Origin of the sequence: Streptomyces sp. H27-H1 (assembly GCF_026627445.1) — a bacterium.
Lineage (GTDB): Bacteria > Actinomycetota > Actinomycetes > Streptomycetales > Streptomycetaceae > Streptomyces.
This window is the reverse complement of the sequence record NZ_JAPNLJ010000032.1, coordinates 62,777-77,874: the sequence shown is the minus strand read 5'-3', so window position 1 is coordinate 77,874 and position 15,098 is coordinate 62,777. Positions and strand designations below refer to the sequence as shown.

Here is a 15,098-nt window from a genome sequence, read left to right as displayed (position 1 = left end):
TTAACGCTGTTAAGTTGTCAAGGTGGTCAACGAACGAGAAGCGAAACCCGAACGAGCCCGGCTCGACCGCGCGACGGTGGCGGCCACCGCCCTGCGGCTGCTCGGAGAAGTGGGCCTGGAGGGGCTGACCCTGCGGGCCATCGCCAAGGAGCTGGACGTCAAGGCGCCCGCTCTGTACTGGCACTTCAAGGACAAGCGCGCACTGCTCGACGAGATGGCCACCGAGATGTTCCGCCGGATGACGGCGGACCTGGACGCGGCCCGTCCGCCCCGTGACTGGACCCAGGCACTGGAGGCGGCGATGCGGGGGCTGCGCGGGCACCTGCTGCGCTACCGGGACGGAGCCAAGGTCTACAGCGGTACGCATTTCACGGACATGAGCTACGCGGCTCCGATGGAGGCCCATCTGCGGACGCTCGTCGCGGGCGGCTTCACGGCTGCCGGAGCGGCCCGCGCCTGGTTCACGGCCTACACCTACACCATCGGGTACGTGATCGAGGAGCAGTCGATGGGCCCGCCGCCCGGCTCGGACGCCGGGGGCTACGACCTGGAGGCCCGCGCCGAACGCCTCGCGGGCTACCCGCTGACGGCCGAGGCGGGTCCGGAGATGTTCCGCGATCAGGACGCGGGCTTCGAAGCGGGCCTCGCGGCGGTGCTCGCGGGCATCGCGGCGACCCTGCTCCCGCCGACCGCACCGCAGGCCCCGTAGGCCCCGTAGGACCCGCGAGCCCCGTCAGTCCGTGACCGGGGCCGTGACCGGCGCGCGCCGCGCCTCGCGGTGGGGCGCCGGGGCGGTGACCATGACGGCGGCGACGGCCGCCCCCGCGAGCATGATGCCGGCCGCCCACCAGAGCGCGATGCCGAAGCCGTGCACCAGGCCCTGGGCCTCGATCAGCCGATGCGCCGCGGACGCGGGGACGCGGTGGGCCGACTCGGCCGCTCCCGAGAGGTGCGAGGCGACGTAGGCCGTCGCGGCCGTGCTCGCGATGGTGTTGAGGAGCGCCGTTCCGATCGCCCCGCCCACCTGCTGGGCCGTGTTGACCGTGGCCGAGGTGACCCCGGAGTCCCTGCGCGCCACCCCCTGGGTGGCCGTCGACATCACGGGCATGAAGACCAGGCCCATACCGAACCCGAGGATCAGCATGGCGGGCAGCACGTGGGTCGCGTACGAGGAATCGACCGACAGCCGGGTCAGGAGGACCAGGGCCACGGTGGCCAGGAGCAGCCCGGGAACGATCAGGGAGCGGGGGGCGAGCCGGTCGAGGAAGCGCGCGGAGACCTGCGTCGCACCGGTGATGATCGCCAGGGTCATGGGGAGGAAGGCCAGACCGGTCCGGACGGGCGAGTAGCCGAGGATGAGCTGGAAGTAGTAGGTCATGAACAGGAAGAGGGCGAACAGGCCGATGGTGGCCAGCGCCATGGTGATCAGGCAGCCGGCCCGCGTCCGGTCCCCGATGATGTGCGCAGGGAGCATGGGGTCGCCCGCCCGCGTCTGCCACCAGGCGAACGCGGCGAGGAGTGCGGCGCCGCCGACGAGGAGGCCGATGACCAGGCCGTCGGACCAGCCGCGCGGTGCGGCCTCGCTGAAGCCGTACACGATGGACACGAGTCCGCCGCACCCCAGAACCGCTCCCGGAACGTCGAGCCCGGCCCCCGCCGGGCGCGTGTCGCGCAGGACGGCGAAGGCGCCGAGGATCGCGATCACGGCGATGGCGACGTTGACGTAAAGGGACCAGCGCCAGTTCAGGTACTCGGTGAGCAGGCCTCCGGCGATCAGGCCGAGGGCGCCGCCGCCGCTCGCGATCGCGGCGAACACGCCGAAGGCCTTGCCACGTTCCCTGGGCGTGTCGAACGTGGTGGCCAGCAGCGACAGGGCGCACGGCGCGAGGAGCGCCGCGAAGACGCCCTGCAGCGCCCGGGCCGCGAAGAGCATGCCCGGTCCGCTCGCCGCGCCGCCCAGGGCGGAAGCGGCCGCGAATCCGGTCAGGCCGATGACGAAGGCCCGCCTGCGGCCGATGAGGTCCGCGATGCGCCCGCCGAGCAGGAGCAGTCCGCCGAACGCCAGCGAGTAGGCGGTGATCACCCACTGCCGGTTGCCGTCCGACATCCCCAGATCGCGCTGGGCGGAGGGGAGCGCGATGTTCACGATCGTGGCGTCGAGCACGACCATCAGCTGGGCCAGGCCGATGACGGCCAGCGCCCACCAGCGGCGGGGGTCGGGAGGGGCCGCCGCTGTGCCGCCAGCGGTCCGGGGCGCGGCGGCGGACATGGGGCCGGATGAGATTCCGCTGGCGGACGTCATGCGGTCAGCCAAACACGGATCGTGACGTTCAGCCCGCCTGGAGATCCGGCGGTGGGACCCTGCGGCCCCAGCCGGAGCGGCCGGACGGGTGAGCGGTTCGCAGGGGCCGGTCGCCCGGCCCGCGGCTCCGGGCCGCACCCGCGCCGCCCGGGACGGCCGCAGCCGCCCACTGCCGGCGGACATGGAGGCGTCGCAGGGCGAAGTACAGGGCGGCCGTGGCCACGCTGGCGGCGCACCAGGCGCCCAGGACCACGACGATCGTACTGAGGACGGCCACGCGGACTCCTCGGGTGTGGAACGGCACCACCTCGAGGAATCGGGCAAGGTGGTGCTCGCCGTCACCGACCAGTACCCCGGGGAGGCGGACTTACACGCCGCCCGCCTCCAACGGAGGTGCTGCTACGGGGCGATCGGCAGCTGCCGCTTGTGCTCGGTCAGGCGGTAGCGGCGGACGATCGTGTCGAAGGCCCGCTCCCCGACCGGCTTTCCCTCCAGGAAGTCGTCGATCTCGTCGTACGTGACACCCAGCGCGTCCTCGTCGGCCTTGCCCGGGTCGAGGGTCTCCAGGTCCGCCGTCGGCGTCTTCCACACCAGCTCGGCCGGTGCGCCCAGGGCGTCCGCGCAGGCCCGTACCCGGCGCTTGGTCAGGCCGGTCAGCGGCACCAGGTCGGCCGCGCCGTCGCCGAATTTGGTGAAGAAGCCGGAGACCGCCTCGGCGGCGTGGTCGGTGCCGACGACCAGCCCGTCGTGTGCGCCGGCCACCGCGTACTGGGCGATCATGCGCTGGCGGGCCTTGATGTTGCCCTGCACGAAGTCCTGGTGGTGGGCGTCCCGGAAGACGGTCCCGCCGGCCAGGGCGGCCGCCAGCGCCGCGTCGCTCGCGGGCTTCACGTCCACGGTCAGCACCCGGTCGGCGTTGATGAAGCCGAGGGCGAGCTGCGCGTCCCGCTCGTCGGCCTGGACCCCGTAGGGCAGCCGCATGGCGTAGAACGCCGCCTCGTGGCCGGCCGCACGAGCCCGCTCCACGGCGAGCTGGCAGAGCCTGCCGGCGGTGGTGGAGTCCACTCCGCCGCTGATCCCGAGCACGAGGGAGCGCAGTCCGGTGGAGGTGAGCCGCTCGGCCAGGAACGCCACCCGGCGCTCGATCTCCCGCAGCGCGTCGAAGCTCTCGGTCACCAGGAGCTCCCGGGCGATCTCCTGCTGCAGGGCGGTGGACGCCGGCTGGCTCACGGCTGCTCCTCATGATGGTTCGTCGGTTCGCGCTGCGATGCGCTGTCCCGCCGACCCTAGCGGAGGCGCCGGGTGAGCCGCGTCTCACCCTCGGTCGGGCGCTTGTCTATGCAACGAGTTGCATAGAAGGATTCGGGGCATGGCACTTGAGCACGCGATCCTCGTCTCCCTGCTGGAGCAGCCGGGGTCCGGATATGAGCTGGCCCGCCGGTTCGAACGGTCCATCGGCTACTTCTGGACCGCGACCCACCAGCAGATCTACCGCGTGCTCAGCCGCATGGAGGCCGACGGCCGGCTCGACGTCCGCGAAGTGCCGCAGCGGGCCCGCCCGGACAAGAAGGAGTACTCCGTCACCGAGGCCGGCCGCGCCGCCCTCGCGGGCTGGCTCCACGAGCCGATCCAGTCCGACAGCGTCCGGCACGAGCTCGCCGTGAAGATCCGCGGCGCCGCCTTCGACGATCCGGCCGCACTGATCCGCGAGGTCGAGCGGCACCACCGGACGCACGCCGACCGGCTCGCGCACTACCTGGCGGGGGAGGTGCGCGATTTCACCGGCCCCCAGGCTCCGGGCCCTCCCGACGCCGGGCAGGAACTCCAGCACGTCGTGCTCCGCGGCGGCATCGCCTACGAGCGCATGCAGCTCGCCTGGCTGGAGGACGTACTCGCCACGCTCCACCGTCTGACGGCGCCCTGACCCGGCGCCGCCACCTTTCCCCTCCCCTCCTGCCCCGCCCCCCTTCACCTCTCATCTCCCGACCGGAAGGCGAACGCCCATGAGCGACCCCCTGCTGTTCAACCCGCGCACCTACGACCCCGCACACTTCGACCCCGAGACCCGCCGGCTGCTGCGCGCGACCGTCGACTGGTTCGAGGAGCGCGGCAAGCGCCGGCTGCTCGAGGACTACCGCTCCCGCGCCTGGCTGGCGGACTTCCTCGCGTTCTCCGCGAAGGAGGGACTCTTCGCGACCTTCCTGACCCCGGAGACGGCCGCCGGCCAGGACGGGCCCGACAAGCGCTGGGACACCGCGCGCATCGCCGCCCTCAACGAGATCCTCGGCTTCTACGGCCTGGACTACTGGTACGCGTGGCAGGTCACCATCCTCGGTCTCGGCCCGGTCTGGCAGAGCGGCAACGCCGCCGCCCGGGACCGCGCCGCCGAGCTCCTCGACGCGGGCGAGGTGTTCGCGTTCGGCCTGTCCGAGAAGACCCACGGCGCGGACATCTACTCGACCGACATGCTGTTGGAGCCCGATGGCGACGGCGGCTTCCGGGCCACCGGCTCGAAGTACTACATCGGCAACGGCAACGCCGCCGGACTCGTCTCCGTCTTCGGCCGCCGCACCGACATCGAGGGCCCGGACGGCTACGTCTTCTTCGCCGCCGACAGCCGCCACCCCGCGTACGACGTGGTGAAGAACGTCGTCGACTCCTCCAAGTACGTCAGCGAGTTCCGCCTCACGGACTATCCGGTCGGCGGGGCGGACGTCCTGCACACCGGCCGCGCTGCCTTCGACGCCGCCCTCAACACGGTCAACGTCGGCAAGTTCAACCTCTGCACCGCCTCGATCGGCATCTGCGAGCACGCGATGTACGAGGCCGTCACCCACGCGCAGAACCGCATCCTCTACGGCCGCCCCGTCACCGCCTTCCCGCACGTGCGCCGCGAGCTGACCGACGCGTACGTCCGCCTCGTCGGGATGAAGCTGTTCAGCGACCGCGCCGTCGACTACTTCCGCTCGGCCGGCCCCGACGACCGCCGCTACCTCCTCTTCAACCCGATGACCAAGATGAAGGTGACCACGGAGGGCGAGAAGGTCATCGACCTGATGTGGGACGTCATCGCGGCCAAGGGCTTCGAGAAGGACACCTACTTCGCCCAGGCGGCCGTCGAGATCCGCGGCCTGCCGAAGCTCGAGGGCACGGTCCACGTCAACCTCGCGCTCATCCTCAAGTTCATGCGCAACCACCTGCTGGAACCGGCCGACTACGCTCCCGTGCCGACCCGCCTCGACCCGGCCGACGACGCGTTCCTCTTCCGTCAGGGCCCGGCCCGAGGCCTGGGCTCCGTACGGTTCCACGACTGGCGCCCGGCCTACGACGCGTACGCCGCCGTGCCCAATGTCGGACGGTTCCGTGAACAGGCCGACGCCCTCTGCGCGTTCGTCGAGAACTCCGCCCCCGACGAGCGGCAGAGCCGCGACCTCGACCTCCTCCTGGCGGTCGGCCAGCTCTTCGCCCTGGTCGTGCACGGCCAGCTGGTCCTGGAACAGGCCCGCCTGACCGGCCTGGACGAGGACGTGCTCGACGAACTGTTCGGCGTCCTCGTACGGGACTTCTCCACGCACGCGGTCGAACTGCACGGCAAGGACTCCGCCACCGCGGACCAGCAGGCCTGGGCCCTGGCCGCGGTCCGCCGCCCGGCCGTCGACGCCGATCGCTCGGCGCGCCTGTGGGAGCGGGTGGAAGCCCTGGCGGGCGCCTACGAGATGGCACCCTGACCCTCGGCTCCCCGGCCGGCCCGGACCCGGTGGGGCCGGGCCGGCGATGCGGGCAGCCCGGTGGTCCCACCCCTGGCGAGGCGTCAGGGGCGGGACCACCGGGCGGGGTCGGCGGGGAGGCCGCCGGCGCTAGCGCAGGGCCTCGAGGGAGGCGACGAGGTCGGTGGGGGAGGGAAGGGCGGTGATCTCGGCCTGGGTGGCGGCGGCCGCCTTGCGGAGGCCCTCGTCGGTGAGGAGCCGGCCGAGCAGGTCGGCGTCCACGCCGTCACCACTGGAACGCAGGGCGAAGCCCAGGCCGGTCGCGGCCTCGACGTTGATGAAGTGGTCGGCGCCCTGCGGGAGGATCAGCTGGGGGACACCCAGAGCGGCGGCGGTGAGCATGGTGCCGGAGCCGCCGTGGTGCACGATCGCGTCCGCGGTGTCCAGGAGCTGCGCCAGCGGCACCCAGGGCAGCGCGCGGACGTTGCCGGGAAGGGTGCCGAGCGGGCTCAGGTCGGTGTCGCCGACCGCGAGCAGGAACTCGGCATCGACGGAGGCGGCCTCGGAGATCACCCGGGCGACCGGGTCGACGCCCGCGAACGCGGTCACCACCGTGCCGAGGGTGACGGCGATCCGGGGCCGGGAGCCACGGGCCACGAGGTCGCGGGGCACCGTGCCGCCGCCGTTGTACGGCACGTAGCGGACCCGCCGGCCGGTGCCGTCCCCACCGAGGGAGGCGGGTACGACATCGAGGACGGTACGGGTGGCCGGGCCTTCGACGCCGCGGGCCTCGTACTCGTCCGCCAGCAGGTCGGCGAGGCGGCCGACCATGCTGAAACCGGACATCACGCCGAAGTTGTGCACCACGGCCGGTATGCCGAGTGCCGCGGAGACCAGCGGTGCGGCGGCCTGGAAGGCGGCGTGGACGATGAGGTCCGGCCGCCAGGCGGTGGCGACCGCGAGGAGGTCGTCGATGGTGACCCGGCCGTGTTCGGCGAAGCCGGCCGCGGCCAGCCGCTCGGTGTCCTGCGAGCTGTTGCCGTCCGTGACGAACTGCGGAGCCGAGCCCTTCGACGCGCGACTGAAGGCATCCAGCAGCGTCGAGCCGTCGCCTATCTCGACGGTGGGCAGGCCGGTCTGCCGCAGATGGTCGAGCGGGGCCGAACCGGCGAACAGCACCTGGTGCCCGGCGGCCTGGAGCGCCTGGGCGGTCGGCACCATCGGGAACAGGTGGCCCACCGAAGCCGGACCGGTGAAGAGAACGCGCACGGTATTACTCCTCGACTGGGACTTTCAATTGCCGTGTGGCCAGAGCTCCTTGGCTGCCCTTGCAGAGGGTCGAACGAATCCGTCCCCGCCACGGTTTCCGTAGAGATGGTCGAATTTCAGCCGTTCTCGGCTGGTATCCGAGTCCAGTGGGGCGTGACGGCCGCCCGGCCCCGAAAGGAATCCGGCCCCGTCCGCGGATCCGCCGTGTGCGCCTCACGGTTCAGGTGAGCCGGGACCCGAGGCGCAGGCGCATCTCACCCGCGGCCTCACGGACCTCTCCCGACGACGCCTGTTCCTCGAGGACGCCTAGGAGAACCATCAGAGCCCGGGCCTCGTCCAGGCTGATCAGCTTCACCCGCGTCTCGGTGACGGTGTCGAGGAGTACGTCCAGCAGCTCTTCCATGGAGGGAACAACGCCTCCCCGGCCGCCCCGTCACCCCGGACCACTCCACCAGAGCAGGGCGTTGAACATTCGTTCAGTCTTCGGTCATCGCTCCGCGCCATGCTGGGGAGGCGGGGTACGGCGAGGAGGATCCGGCCGTCCGGGCGGGTCGCGGCGTATGCCGGGAGTGAGCGGGGGGCCATGACCACGGCGGCGTTCAAGAACAAGGCGAGACTGCGGTACTCGATTTCCTTCATCGGGTACGCGGATCTCGCAGGGGAGTTCGAGAGCTTCTCCCACCAGGACCTGCGCGGGGACAACTACTACCAGGACCTGCCCGAGCCGTCGGACTGGACCGGCGCCCTGCGCGGTATCCAGCACCGCAAGGACGCCGAACGGCAGGTCGTGAACCTGCTCGCCGACGCGATCTACCGCCACCTGGGCTGCCGGAGCACGGAGCAGTACAAGACGCGGATCCGCGCCGTCCGCAGGGGCACGGTCGACCTGTTCTCCGACATGGGGCCGTGCCACTCCTGCCGGTCGGTGTTCAAGGACTTCCGGAGCGACTTCCCGACCCTCGCCCTCCAGGTCCGCTACCGCAACGCCCTGTTCAGCGGCGGCACCGCGCAACTCCTCGGGGCCGGCGAGGGCCTGTACGGGAGTTACGGCATCGGCGACTCCGAGGCCGCGAGGGCGGCCTGTGGGTCAAGAAGTATCCCGGCAGCCCCCTGGCCGCGGTCACAGCGACCTTCGACGTCAAGGTCGCCGGCCCGGACGGCTACCGCTTCCAGGGCACGGTCACGGCGGTCGACCAGCAGCCCCGCGCCCCGTTCCTGTACCCGGCGCCCAGCGCCACCGCGGCGCCCATCGACGAAGTGGCCGCCGTCCTGGACCAGGTCGCGGACCACATCCGGACCGAGATGGCGCCCGGTCAGCAGATGCGCCCGCAGTCCTTCCGGCAGTGGATCCGCACCATCGACCGGGGCGCCGTCCAGCTCGTCGGTGAACGGGGGCCGAGCCAGGCCGGCCGGTCGGCGGTGGCCGCCTTCGTCGCGGACTTCCCCAAGGTGCGGATCGAGGTCTCCTACGAGGCTGCGGCCGCTCGAGCCGGCGGGTGCGGCTACGCCGACGCCACCGCGCGACCGGGCGGCACCTGGCTGAAGGTCTTCCCCGCCGCCCGCTGATCCGACTGCCCCGCGGCCAGGCCGCTGCCATCGCGGCGGCCTGACTCCCAAGGCGCGCGCCGGGTTCCCCCGCCGTCAGACCTGGGGCGGGCCCTGCGCGAGGATGCGGGCCGCGGCGTATTCCTCGCGGTACGCCTCCTCCTCCGCGTCCAGGTAGCCGTAGGCGTCGTCGCCGACGGGGATCCGCAGGGGGGTCGGGCCGTCGGCGGCCACGATGTCCAGGACCCGCGCGGCGAAGTCCTCCGGGCGCCCGGTCTCGGGGCTGTCCGCGAGGCCCCGGGCACCTTCGAGCATCTCGCGGTTGGTGACGTCGTAGGCGGGGACCCGGTGGGCGGCTTCGGCCATGGAGGTGCCGTAGCGCGTGGCGAACATGCCGGGCTCGATGACGGTGACGCGGATGTTGTGCGGCGCGGCCTCGATGGCGAGGGTCTGGCTCATGCCTTCGAGGGCGTGCTTTCCGGCGGTGTAGGCCGCCAGACCCGGGAAGGCCGTCCGGCCGACCACGGAGGAGACGTTGAGGATGTGGCCGTGCCCCTGGGCCCGCATCAGCGGCAGGACGAGCCGGGTGAGCCGCCAGGGGCCGACGAGCAGGGTCTCCAACTGGTCGCGGAGTTCGGCGTCCGAGACCTCCTCGACGGCGCCGAACAGTCCGACGGCGGCGTTGTTGACGAGGATGTCGATGCCGCCCAGGCGCTCGGTCGCGGTACGGACGGCCTCCTCGCAGGAGGCGGCGTCACGCAGTTCGAGCGGGATCGTGGTGATGCGGCCGGGCCAGGCGGCGGCCAGATCCTCCAGGTCCGCGGTCTTGCGGGCGGTGACGGCCAGTTCGTCCCCGGCCCGGGCGGCCGCGGTGGCCAGTGCGTGCCCGAGGCCCGAGGAGCATCCTGTGACCAGCCAGCGTCGTCCCATGGTTCCCCCGTGATGGCCGAGTTGCCCCGGGTAATGGCGGCATTTCATGTTCGTCGGGCTGCGGTGGCGGGGTCATCCCTCCTGCGGGGGCGCGCGGAGGCGCGCAGGCGCACGTACGGGCGCGCGCACGCGCTGTACTAGGGGCCTGCGGCCCGACGGTACGCCGGGCCGGGCGGGTCCGGTCACCTACGTGAGCGGGCCTCTGCCCGAGGGGGAGGAGGAACGGGTTTCGCCCGCCCGGGCGGCGCGGCGCAGCCGGGACCGGGCCGGATCCTGGGGGGAGTACGAGGCCGTGCCGGCATGTTCCCGCGGGTTCGGGCGGACGAAGAGGGTGACGGTGACCTTCTCGGTGAACCCGTTGCGCCGCATCATCGCGGCGGAGGCCGCGTTGCCGCTCTCCACGTCGGTGATGATTCGTGACGCCCCCGCGGCGAAGAGCGCGTTGCAGCAGTGCTCGACCAGGGAGCTCGCGACTCCCCGGCCCCGGGCACGTTCCTCGAGCGCGATCCACTCCATGTAGCCCCAGTCCTCGCGCTCGTCATAGGACAGCGATCCAAGGACGAAACCGAGCAGCCCCTCCTCGTCACGGGCGATCCAGCAGGCGTCCGGCTGAGCGTCCCAGTGCGCGGCCACCGAGGACAGCGACCAGGAGGTGTACGGCATCGCCTTCACGTCGAACGCCCGGTAGCCGAGATCGAGAACGGCATCGAGGTGGGTCAGCCGCAGGGGGAGGGTCTCGACTTCACTCATGATTCCGATGATGGCATAGCGGTACATATGCCCCGGGAGAACTCACCGGCCCGAAGGTGCGCCGGCCCTTTGGCCGTCAGCCCGCGGAGAGGACCTCGGTGGCCGGTTCCGGCTCCGGGGTGCCCGCCGGGGCCGGTTCCTCGGGCCCCGGGCGAGGACGTAGAGGAACAGGACGCCCATGACGGCGACGCCCACCCACATGGCCTGCTGCCAGGAGCGCTCCGAGCGGGGCGACACCCAGTGCGGTGCCGAACTCGCGGGCGACGTCGTTGAGGGCGGAGGCAACGCCCTGGCGCTCCGGCGGCAGGGAGCTGGTGATGGCCCGCGACGCCGGTCCACGCCGATGGCCCGGCCGCGCTGCTCCTTCGGGAAGGTGGAGGCGATCACGGCGAGGTGACGGGCATGATCATCGCGGTGCCCACACCGCTGAGCAGGCGTGCGGCGAGCATGACCTCCACCGAAGGGGCGAGAGCCGCGAGCGCGCTGGCGACGCCGGAGACGGTCAGGCCGGCGATCAGGGTGGGTTGCGGCCCAGGCGGTCGCCGAGCGCCCCGAGCGGGAGGAGGAGCGCGGCCAGCGTGAGGGTGTAGATGTTGATGATCCACAGGACGGTGCCCTGCGAGGCGCCGAACTCTACGACGGGGTCGGGCTGTGCGACGTTCAGTCCGGACTCCGAGGCGGTGACGGCCATCAACGCGACGCATATGGCGACCAGGATGGTGGGCAGCTGACGCGCGTCGGGACTGCCCCCCGGCGCTCGCTACGGCGGCTGCGGCCCGTGCGGGCTGGGTCGTGCCCATGGGTTCCTCTCGAAAGGGGCATGCCGAAGGCAGCGCCGGAGCAGGTCCGGCGCTGCCGGTCAGGGCGGGAAGAGGCGCTCGAGCGCTGGAACGGGTCAGACGGTGAGGGTGACGTTTTCGCTCGCGGTGACGGCCGCATCGGTGTCGGCGACGGCGAGGAGGGCGTTGATCATCGCGCCTGCCAGTGCCCCGGCCGCGGCGGAGGCCCCGACCTGGGCGTTCGGGTCGGTGACGTTGCCGGCCACCCACACTCCCGGCACGTCGGTGGCGCCGGCCGGGCCGGAGGCGAAACGGCGGCCGCCGCCGGGCAGGTCCTCCATCGGTAGGCCCAGGCCCGCCAGGCCCTCGGTGCGGGCCCGCAACACGGTCGCCACCGCGAGGACGCGGCGGGGGACGATCCTGCCGTCGGCCAGGCGCACGCCGCTGATGCCGCCCTCGTGGTCCCCCACGACCTCCTCGACCGGGGTGTCGGCGATGCGGATGCCGCGTGCGGCGAAGCGCGTGCGGGTCTGGTCGTCCAGCTCGCTGCCGTTCGCGAAGTAGACGAGGTCGTCGGTGAGCTGACGGAACAACAGGGCGTGGTGGAGCGAGGCGGGGCCGGTGGCGAGGACGCCGATCGGCTCGTCGCGCACCTCCCAGCCGTGGCAGTACGGGCAGTGCACCACGCTGTCGCCCCAGTGCTCGGCCAGTCCGGGCACCTCGGGCAGTACGTCGCGCAGGCCGGTGGCCACCAGCAGGCGGCGGGCCGTCAGGGCGCGGCCGTCGGCCAAGGTGACCGTGAAGCGCAGGTCGCCGTCGGCGGACGGAGCGGCCGGCTCGGCGCGGGTGACCTCGCCGGAGACGACGAGGCCGCCGTAGCCGCGTACCTCCTGGCGGCCCCGCGCGTACAGTTCGGCCGGCGGGGTGCCGTCCAGGCCGAGCAGGCCGTGCACGGCCCCGGCGGGAGCGTTGCGGGGGGCGCCACTGTCGATCACGACGACCGAGCGGCGGGAGCGGGCGAGCATCAGCGCACCGTTCAGACCGGCGGCGCCGCCGCCGATCACCACGGCGTCGACGGTCCCGTCCGGCAGCGCGTCGGTCGCGTGGGCGGTATTCGTCGCGGACATGGCCGGACTCCTTCCGTGTGACTTCTTAGTTCCGGCCCGGTGGTCCGGGGCGGACTGCATACGACGACGCTAACCTCGACTTGCAGCAAAGGCATAGAATGTTGCCCATGACGCAAGAAGACGATGATCTGGACAGCCTGGTACGCAAACGGATCCGTGCTCTGCGGGTTGCGCAGGGCTGGTCCCTGGAGGAACTGGCCGTGCGTGCCCGGCTCAGTCAGTCCACGCTCAGTCGTATCGAGAACGGCCAGCGCCGCCTGGCGCTGGACAGCCTCGTCACGCTCGCCCGCGCGCTGGACACCACCTTGGACCAGCTCGTGGAGACCGCGACCGACGACGTGGTCACCAGCCCGATCATCGACGGCGCCCACGGGCTGATGCGCTGGCCGGTGAAGGGCGACCCGGGCATGACCGTCGTACGTCAGCGGATGACCGATCCGCCACCGGACAACCCCGCCCGGATGCGCGCGCACCCCGGGCGTGAATGGCTCGTGGTCCTGTCCGGCACCGCGATCCTCATGCTGGGACACCGACGCTTCCGCATCGAGACGAACCAGGCCGCGGAGTTTCCCACGATGATGCCGCACGCGATCGGCGCCGAGGGGGGACCGTGCGAGATCCTGGGGATCTTCGACCGGGACGCCCGGCGCGGCCACCAGCGGGACAGCGGTGGCGACGACGGCGGCGACGAGGCTTCTCGGGGCTCGGCTCCTTGACCGTGCGCCCCGGTCCCTCCGGGCCCGCTCGGGGTGTCCCGCGTGGGCCCGCGTGGATGTCTTGCGCATCCTGGGGTGTGCCGGGCCATCTTCTTGCCTACTCGGCAAGATTCGATGCGGCAAACGCATGGGCGCCCTACCGTGGAGCCATGACCCACGCACAGCACACACCCCAGCACGGCCACGACCAGCACGGTCACGCTCAGTACGGTGAGGCCCAGCACGGCCACGCCCATGGTCCTGACCAGCACGAGGCCGACGGCCAGGCGGAGATCCTCGACCTGGACGCGGAGGTCCTGGCCGAGCACATCGCCGACATCACCTCGTGGCTGCCCCTGCAAGAGCCCCCTCGCCACATCGTGGACCTGGGCTGCGGTACGGGAGCCGGCACCTTCGCCCTGCTCGACCAGTTCCCGGACGCGCACGTCACCGCCGTCGACTTCTCGGCGGGGCACCTGCAGCGCCTGCGGGAGAAGGCGTGCGCGCGGGGTGTCGAGGACCGGGTCCGCACCGTGCAGGCCGACCTCGACCACACCGACTGGCCCGACCTCGGCACTCCGGACCTCGTGTGGGCCTCGGCCTCGATGCACCACATGGCCGACCCCGACCGGGCCCTGCGCAGTGTTCACGAACTGCTGGCCCCCGGCGGACTGTTCGCCGTCGTGGAGCTGGCGGGCTTCCCTCGTTTCCTGCCCGCCGACGCACCCGAAGGCCGCCCGGGGCTGGAGGACCGCGTCCACACCGCCGGCGAGAGCTACCACGCCGAGCACGTGCCCCACCGCGGCGCCGACTGGGGGCCGAAGCTCACCGCGGCCGGATTCACCCTCGACGGGGACCGCGTGATCACCGTGAACATCGAGGGCTCCCGCAGCGAGGCCGTCGGCGCGTACGCCCTCGGCAGCCTGGTCCGCCTTCGCCGCAGCGTCGTCCAGGTGCTCCCGCCCGAGGACCTCGAGGCGCTCGACCAGCTGCTCGACACCGACGGCCCCCAGAGCATCCTGCGCCGCGAGGACCTCGCCGTGCGTACCGGGCGCACCGTCTGGGCCGCGCGCCGCAAGGGCTGATCCGCGAGGATTCAGCAGCGCCGCGGCCCGGAGGCGATCACTCCTGCGACCTGCGCAAGAGCGGGGGAGAGGGGTGGGGCAGAGGGCTGGCCGCAGCCGGGTTCAGGCCGTCCATGACCAGGGTCACGTAGCGCCGCCAGCCGTCCTCGGCCGGATCCATGGTCCACAGCACGCTGACGAGCATGCTCATGATCCGCTTCAGGTCGTCGGGCACGAGGTCCGCCCGGATCACCCCGGCCTGCTGGCCCCGCGTCACCAGCGGGTCGAGCGCGTCGAAGAAGCGGGAACTGGTCTCCGCGGTGAGGACGCCGGCGTTCCGGGCGGCAGTCAGTACGTGGTGCTCGCCGGCCGCCGAGGTCAGGGCGGCCTCGATGACGGCGGTCAGGCCGTGGCGGGGATCCTCGTCGGCCAGCCCGCGGTCGATGGCGGGAAGCACGTCCTGGGTGAACTGCTGGTCGAGCACGGCCCGGAGCAGGGCCGCCTTGTCCGGGAACCGGCGGAAGAGCGTGGCGATCCCCACGCCGGCCCGCCGCGCGATCTCGTCGAGCGGTACATCGGGCCCCACCTCGGCGTACACGTCGCGTGCCGCTCCGACGATCTTCTCTACGTTGCGCACGGCGTCGGCGCGCAGGGGTTTGGGGTTGTCGTTCGGCGCGCTGCCGACAATACAACTGATAGTCGACGATCGGATCCAGTTGACACGTCGTACGCCGCGAAGTGATAGTTGACTACTGATTGTGGTGTGCGCCGGCCAGGTACCCACGCATCGTCGGGCAGACGCCTCCCCACCTCGTGCGCCCCGTGCCGTCCGGCCGGCCGGGCCTGCGGCCCACGCCTCTAGGGCCTGTGTGATGTCGTGATCAGTTTTTGAGTTCTGTGCTCTTCGTGGGGTGGATTCGATAGGACTGC

Annotated in this window: 15 protein-coding genes and 1 pseudogene; 6 read left to right on the top strand and 10 right to left on the bottom strand. The window is 72.1% G+C overall.

Going from position 1 to position 15,098, the window contains the following annotated elements; all coding sequences use genetic code 11:
- Positions 1-22: 22 nt before the first annotated feature.
- Positions 23-709 (top strand): TetR/AcrR family transcriptional regulator C-terminal domain-containing protein, encoded by a 687-nt coding sequence (locus tag OTB20_RS28875; RefSeq protein WP_267821886.1) that lies wholly within the window; start codon positions 23-25, stop codon positions 707-709.
- Between the two features lie 24 nt (positions 710-733).
- Here OTB20_RS28875 and OTB20_RS28870 read toward each other — a convergent pair whose 3' ends face one another.
- The 3 genes from OTB20_RS28870 to nadE form a co-directional block, all read right to left on the bottom strand.
- Positions 734-2,302 carry an MFS transporter gene (locus OTB20_RS28870; RefSeq protein WP_420716511.1) on the bottom strand — a complete coding sequence of 523 codons (1,569 nt, stop codon included), beginning with the start codon at positions 2,300-2,302 and terminating at the stop codon, positions 734-736.
- Positions 2,303-2,330: 28 nt separating this feature from the next.
- Complete coding sequence (locus tag OTB20_RS28865) at positions 2,331-2,579, bottom strand: hypothetical protein (protein WP_267821884.1); 249 nt, start codon at positions 2,577-2,579, stop codon at positions 2,331-2,333.
- A 122-nt stretch (positions 2,580-2,701) separates the two neighbouring features.
- Positions 2,702-3,532, bottom strand: coding sequence for an ammonia-dependent NAD(+) synthetase (gene nadE, locus OTB20_RS28860; protein WP_267821882.1), 831 nt, complete (start codon positions 3,530-3,532; stop codon positions 2,702-2,704).
- Between the two features lie 139 nt (positions 3,533-3,671).
- On the opposite strand from nadE, the gene OTB20_RS28855 reads away from it, so the two are divergent.
- Together OTB20_RS28855 and OTB20_RS28850 are read left to right on the top strand one after the other, a co-directional pair.
- Entirely contained in the window at positions 3,672-4,226 is a 555-nt protein-coding gene (locus OTB20_RS28855) for a PadR family transcriptional regulator (RefSeq protein ID WP_267821880.1), read from the top strand.
- A 79-nt stretch (positions 4,227-4,305) separates the two neighbouring features.
- The gene (locus OTB20_RS28850) at positions 4,306-6,030 is read left to right on the top strand and encodes an acyl-CoA dehydrogenase family protein (protein ID WP_267821879.1); all 1,725 of its coding nucleotides are present in this window, start codon (positions 4,306-4,308) and stop codon (positions 6,028-6,030) included.
- Between the two features lie 129 nt (positions 6,031-6,159).
- Here the strand turns inward: OTB20_RS28850 and OTB20_RS28845 are convergent, their stop codons facing one another.
- The gene (locus OTB20_RS28845; RefSeq protein ID WP_267821878.1) at positions 6,160-7,278 is read right to left on the bottom strand and encodes a nucleotide disphospho-sugar-binding domain-containing protein; all 1,119 of its coding nucleotides are present in this window, start codon (positions 7,276-7,278) and stop codon (positions 6,160-6,162) included.
- A 220-nt stretch (positions 7,279-7,498) separates the two neighbouring features.
- Entirely contained in the window at positions 7,499-7,681 is a 183-nt protein-coding gene (locus OTB20_RS28840) for a hypothetical protein (protein WP_267821877.1), read from the bottom strand.
- A 503-nt stretch (positions 7,682-8,184) separates the two neighbouring features.
- Here OTB20_RS28840 and OTB20_RS28835 point away from each other — a divergent pair.
- A complete protein-coding gene (locus tag OTB20_RS28835; RefSeq protein ID WP_267821875.1) occupies positions 8,185-8,844 on the top strand; it encodes a hypothetical protein in 660 nt (219 codons plus the stop codon).
- Between the two features lie 75 nt (positions 8,845-8,919).
- On the opposite strand, the gene OTB20_RS28830 is transcribed toward OTB20_RS28835, so the two are convergent.
- The 4 genes and pseudogenes from OTB20_RS28830 to OTB20_RS28810 form a co-directional block, all read right to left on the bottom strand.
- Positions 8,920-9,753: an SDR family oxidoreductase gene (locus OTB20_RS28830; protein ID WP_267821873.1), complete on the bottom strand. Its 834-nt coding sequence runs from the start codon at positions 9,751-9,753 to the stop codon at positions 8,920-8,922.
- 186 nt (positions 9,754-9,939) lie between these two features.
- Entirely contained in the window at positions 9,940-10,503 is a 564-nt protein-coding gene (locus OTB20_RS28825; protein WP_267821871.1) for a GNAT family N-acetyltransferase, read from the bottom strand.
- A gap of 320 nt (positions 10,504-10,823) precedes the next feature.
- Positions 10,824-11,303, bottom strand: a pseudogene (locus tag OTB20_RS42910) (MFS transporter); the annotation flags it as partial.
- Positions 11,304-11,398: 95 nt separating this feature from the next.
- On the bottom strand, positions 11,399-12,409 hold the full coding sequence (locus OTB20_RS28810) for an NAD(P)/FAD-dependent oxidoreductase (protein ID WP_267821868.1): 1,011 nt from the start codon (positions 12,407-12,409) through the stop codon (positions 11,399-11,401).
- Between the two features lie 98 nt (positions 12,410-12,507).
- Here OTB20_RS28810 and OTB20_RS28805 point away from each other — a divergent pair, with 98 nt between their 5' ends.
- Together OTB20_RS28805 and OTB20_RS28800 are read left to right on the top strand one after the other, a co-directional pair.
- Complete coding sequence (locus tag OTB20_RS28805) at positions 12,508-13,125, top strand: helix-turn-helix domain-containing protein (RefSeq protein ID WP_267821867.1); 618 nt, start codon at positions 12,508-12,510, stop codon at positions 13,123-13,125.
- A gap of 149 nt (positions 13,126-13,274) precedes the next feature.
- Entirely contained in the window at positions 13,275-14,189 is a 915-nt protein-coding gene (locus OTB20_RS28800) for a class I SAM-dependent methyltransferase (RefSeq protein ID WP_267821865.1), read from the top strand.
- Positions 14,190-14,226: 37 nt separating this feature from the next.
- Here the strand turns inward: OTB20_RS28800 and OTB20_RS28795 are convergent, their stop codons facing one another.
- Positions 14,227-14,805 carry a TetR/AcrR family transcriptional regulator gene (locus OTB20_RS28795; RefSeq protein WP_267821863.1) on the bottom strand — a complete coding sequence of 193 codons (579 nt, stop codon included), beginning with the start codon at positions 14,803-14,805 and terminating at the stop codon, positions 14,227-14,229.
- Between the last annotated feature and the right edge of the window lie 293 nt (positions 14,806-15,098).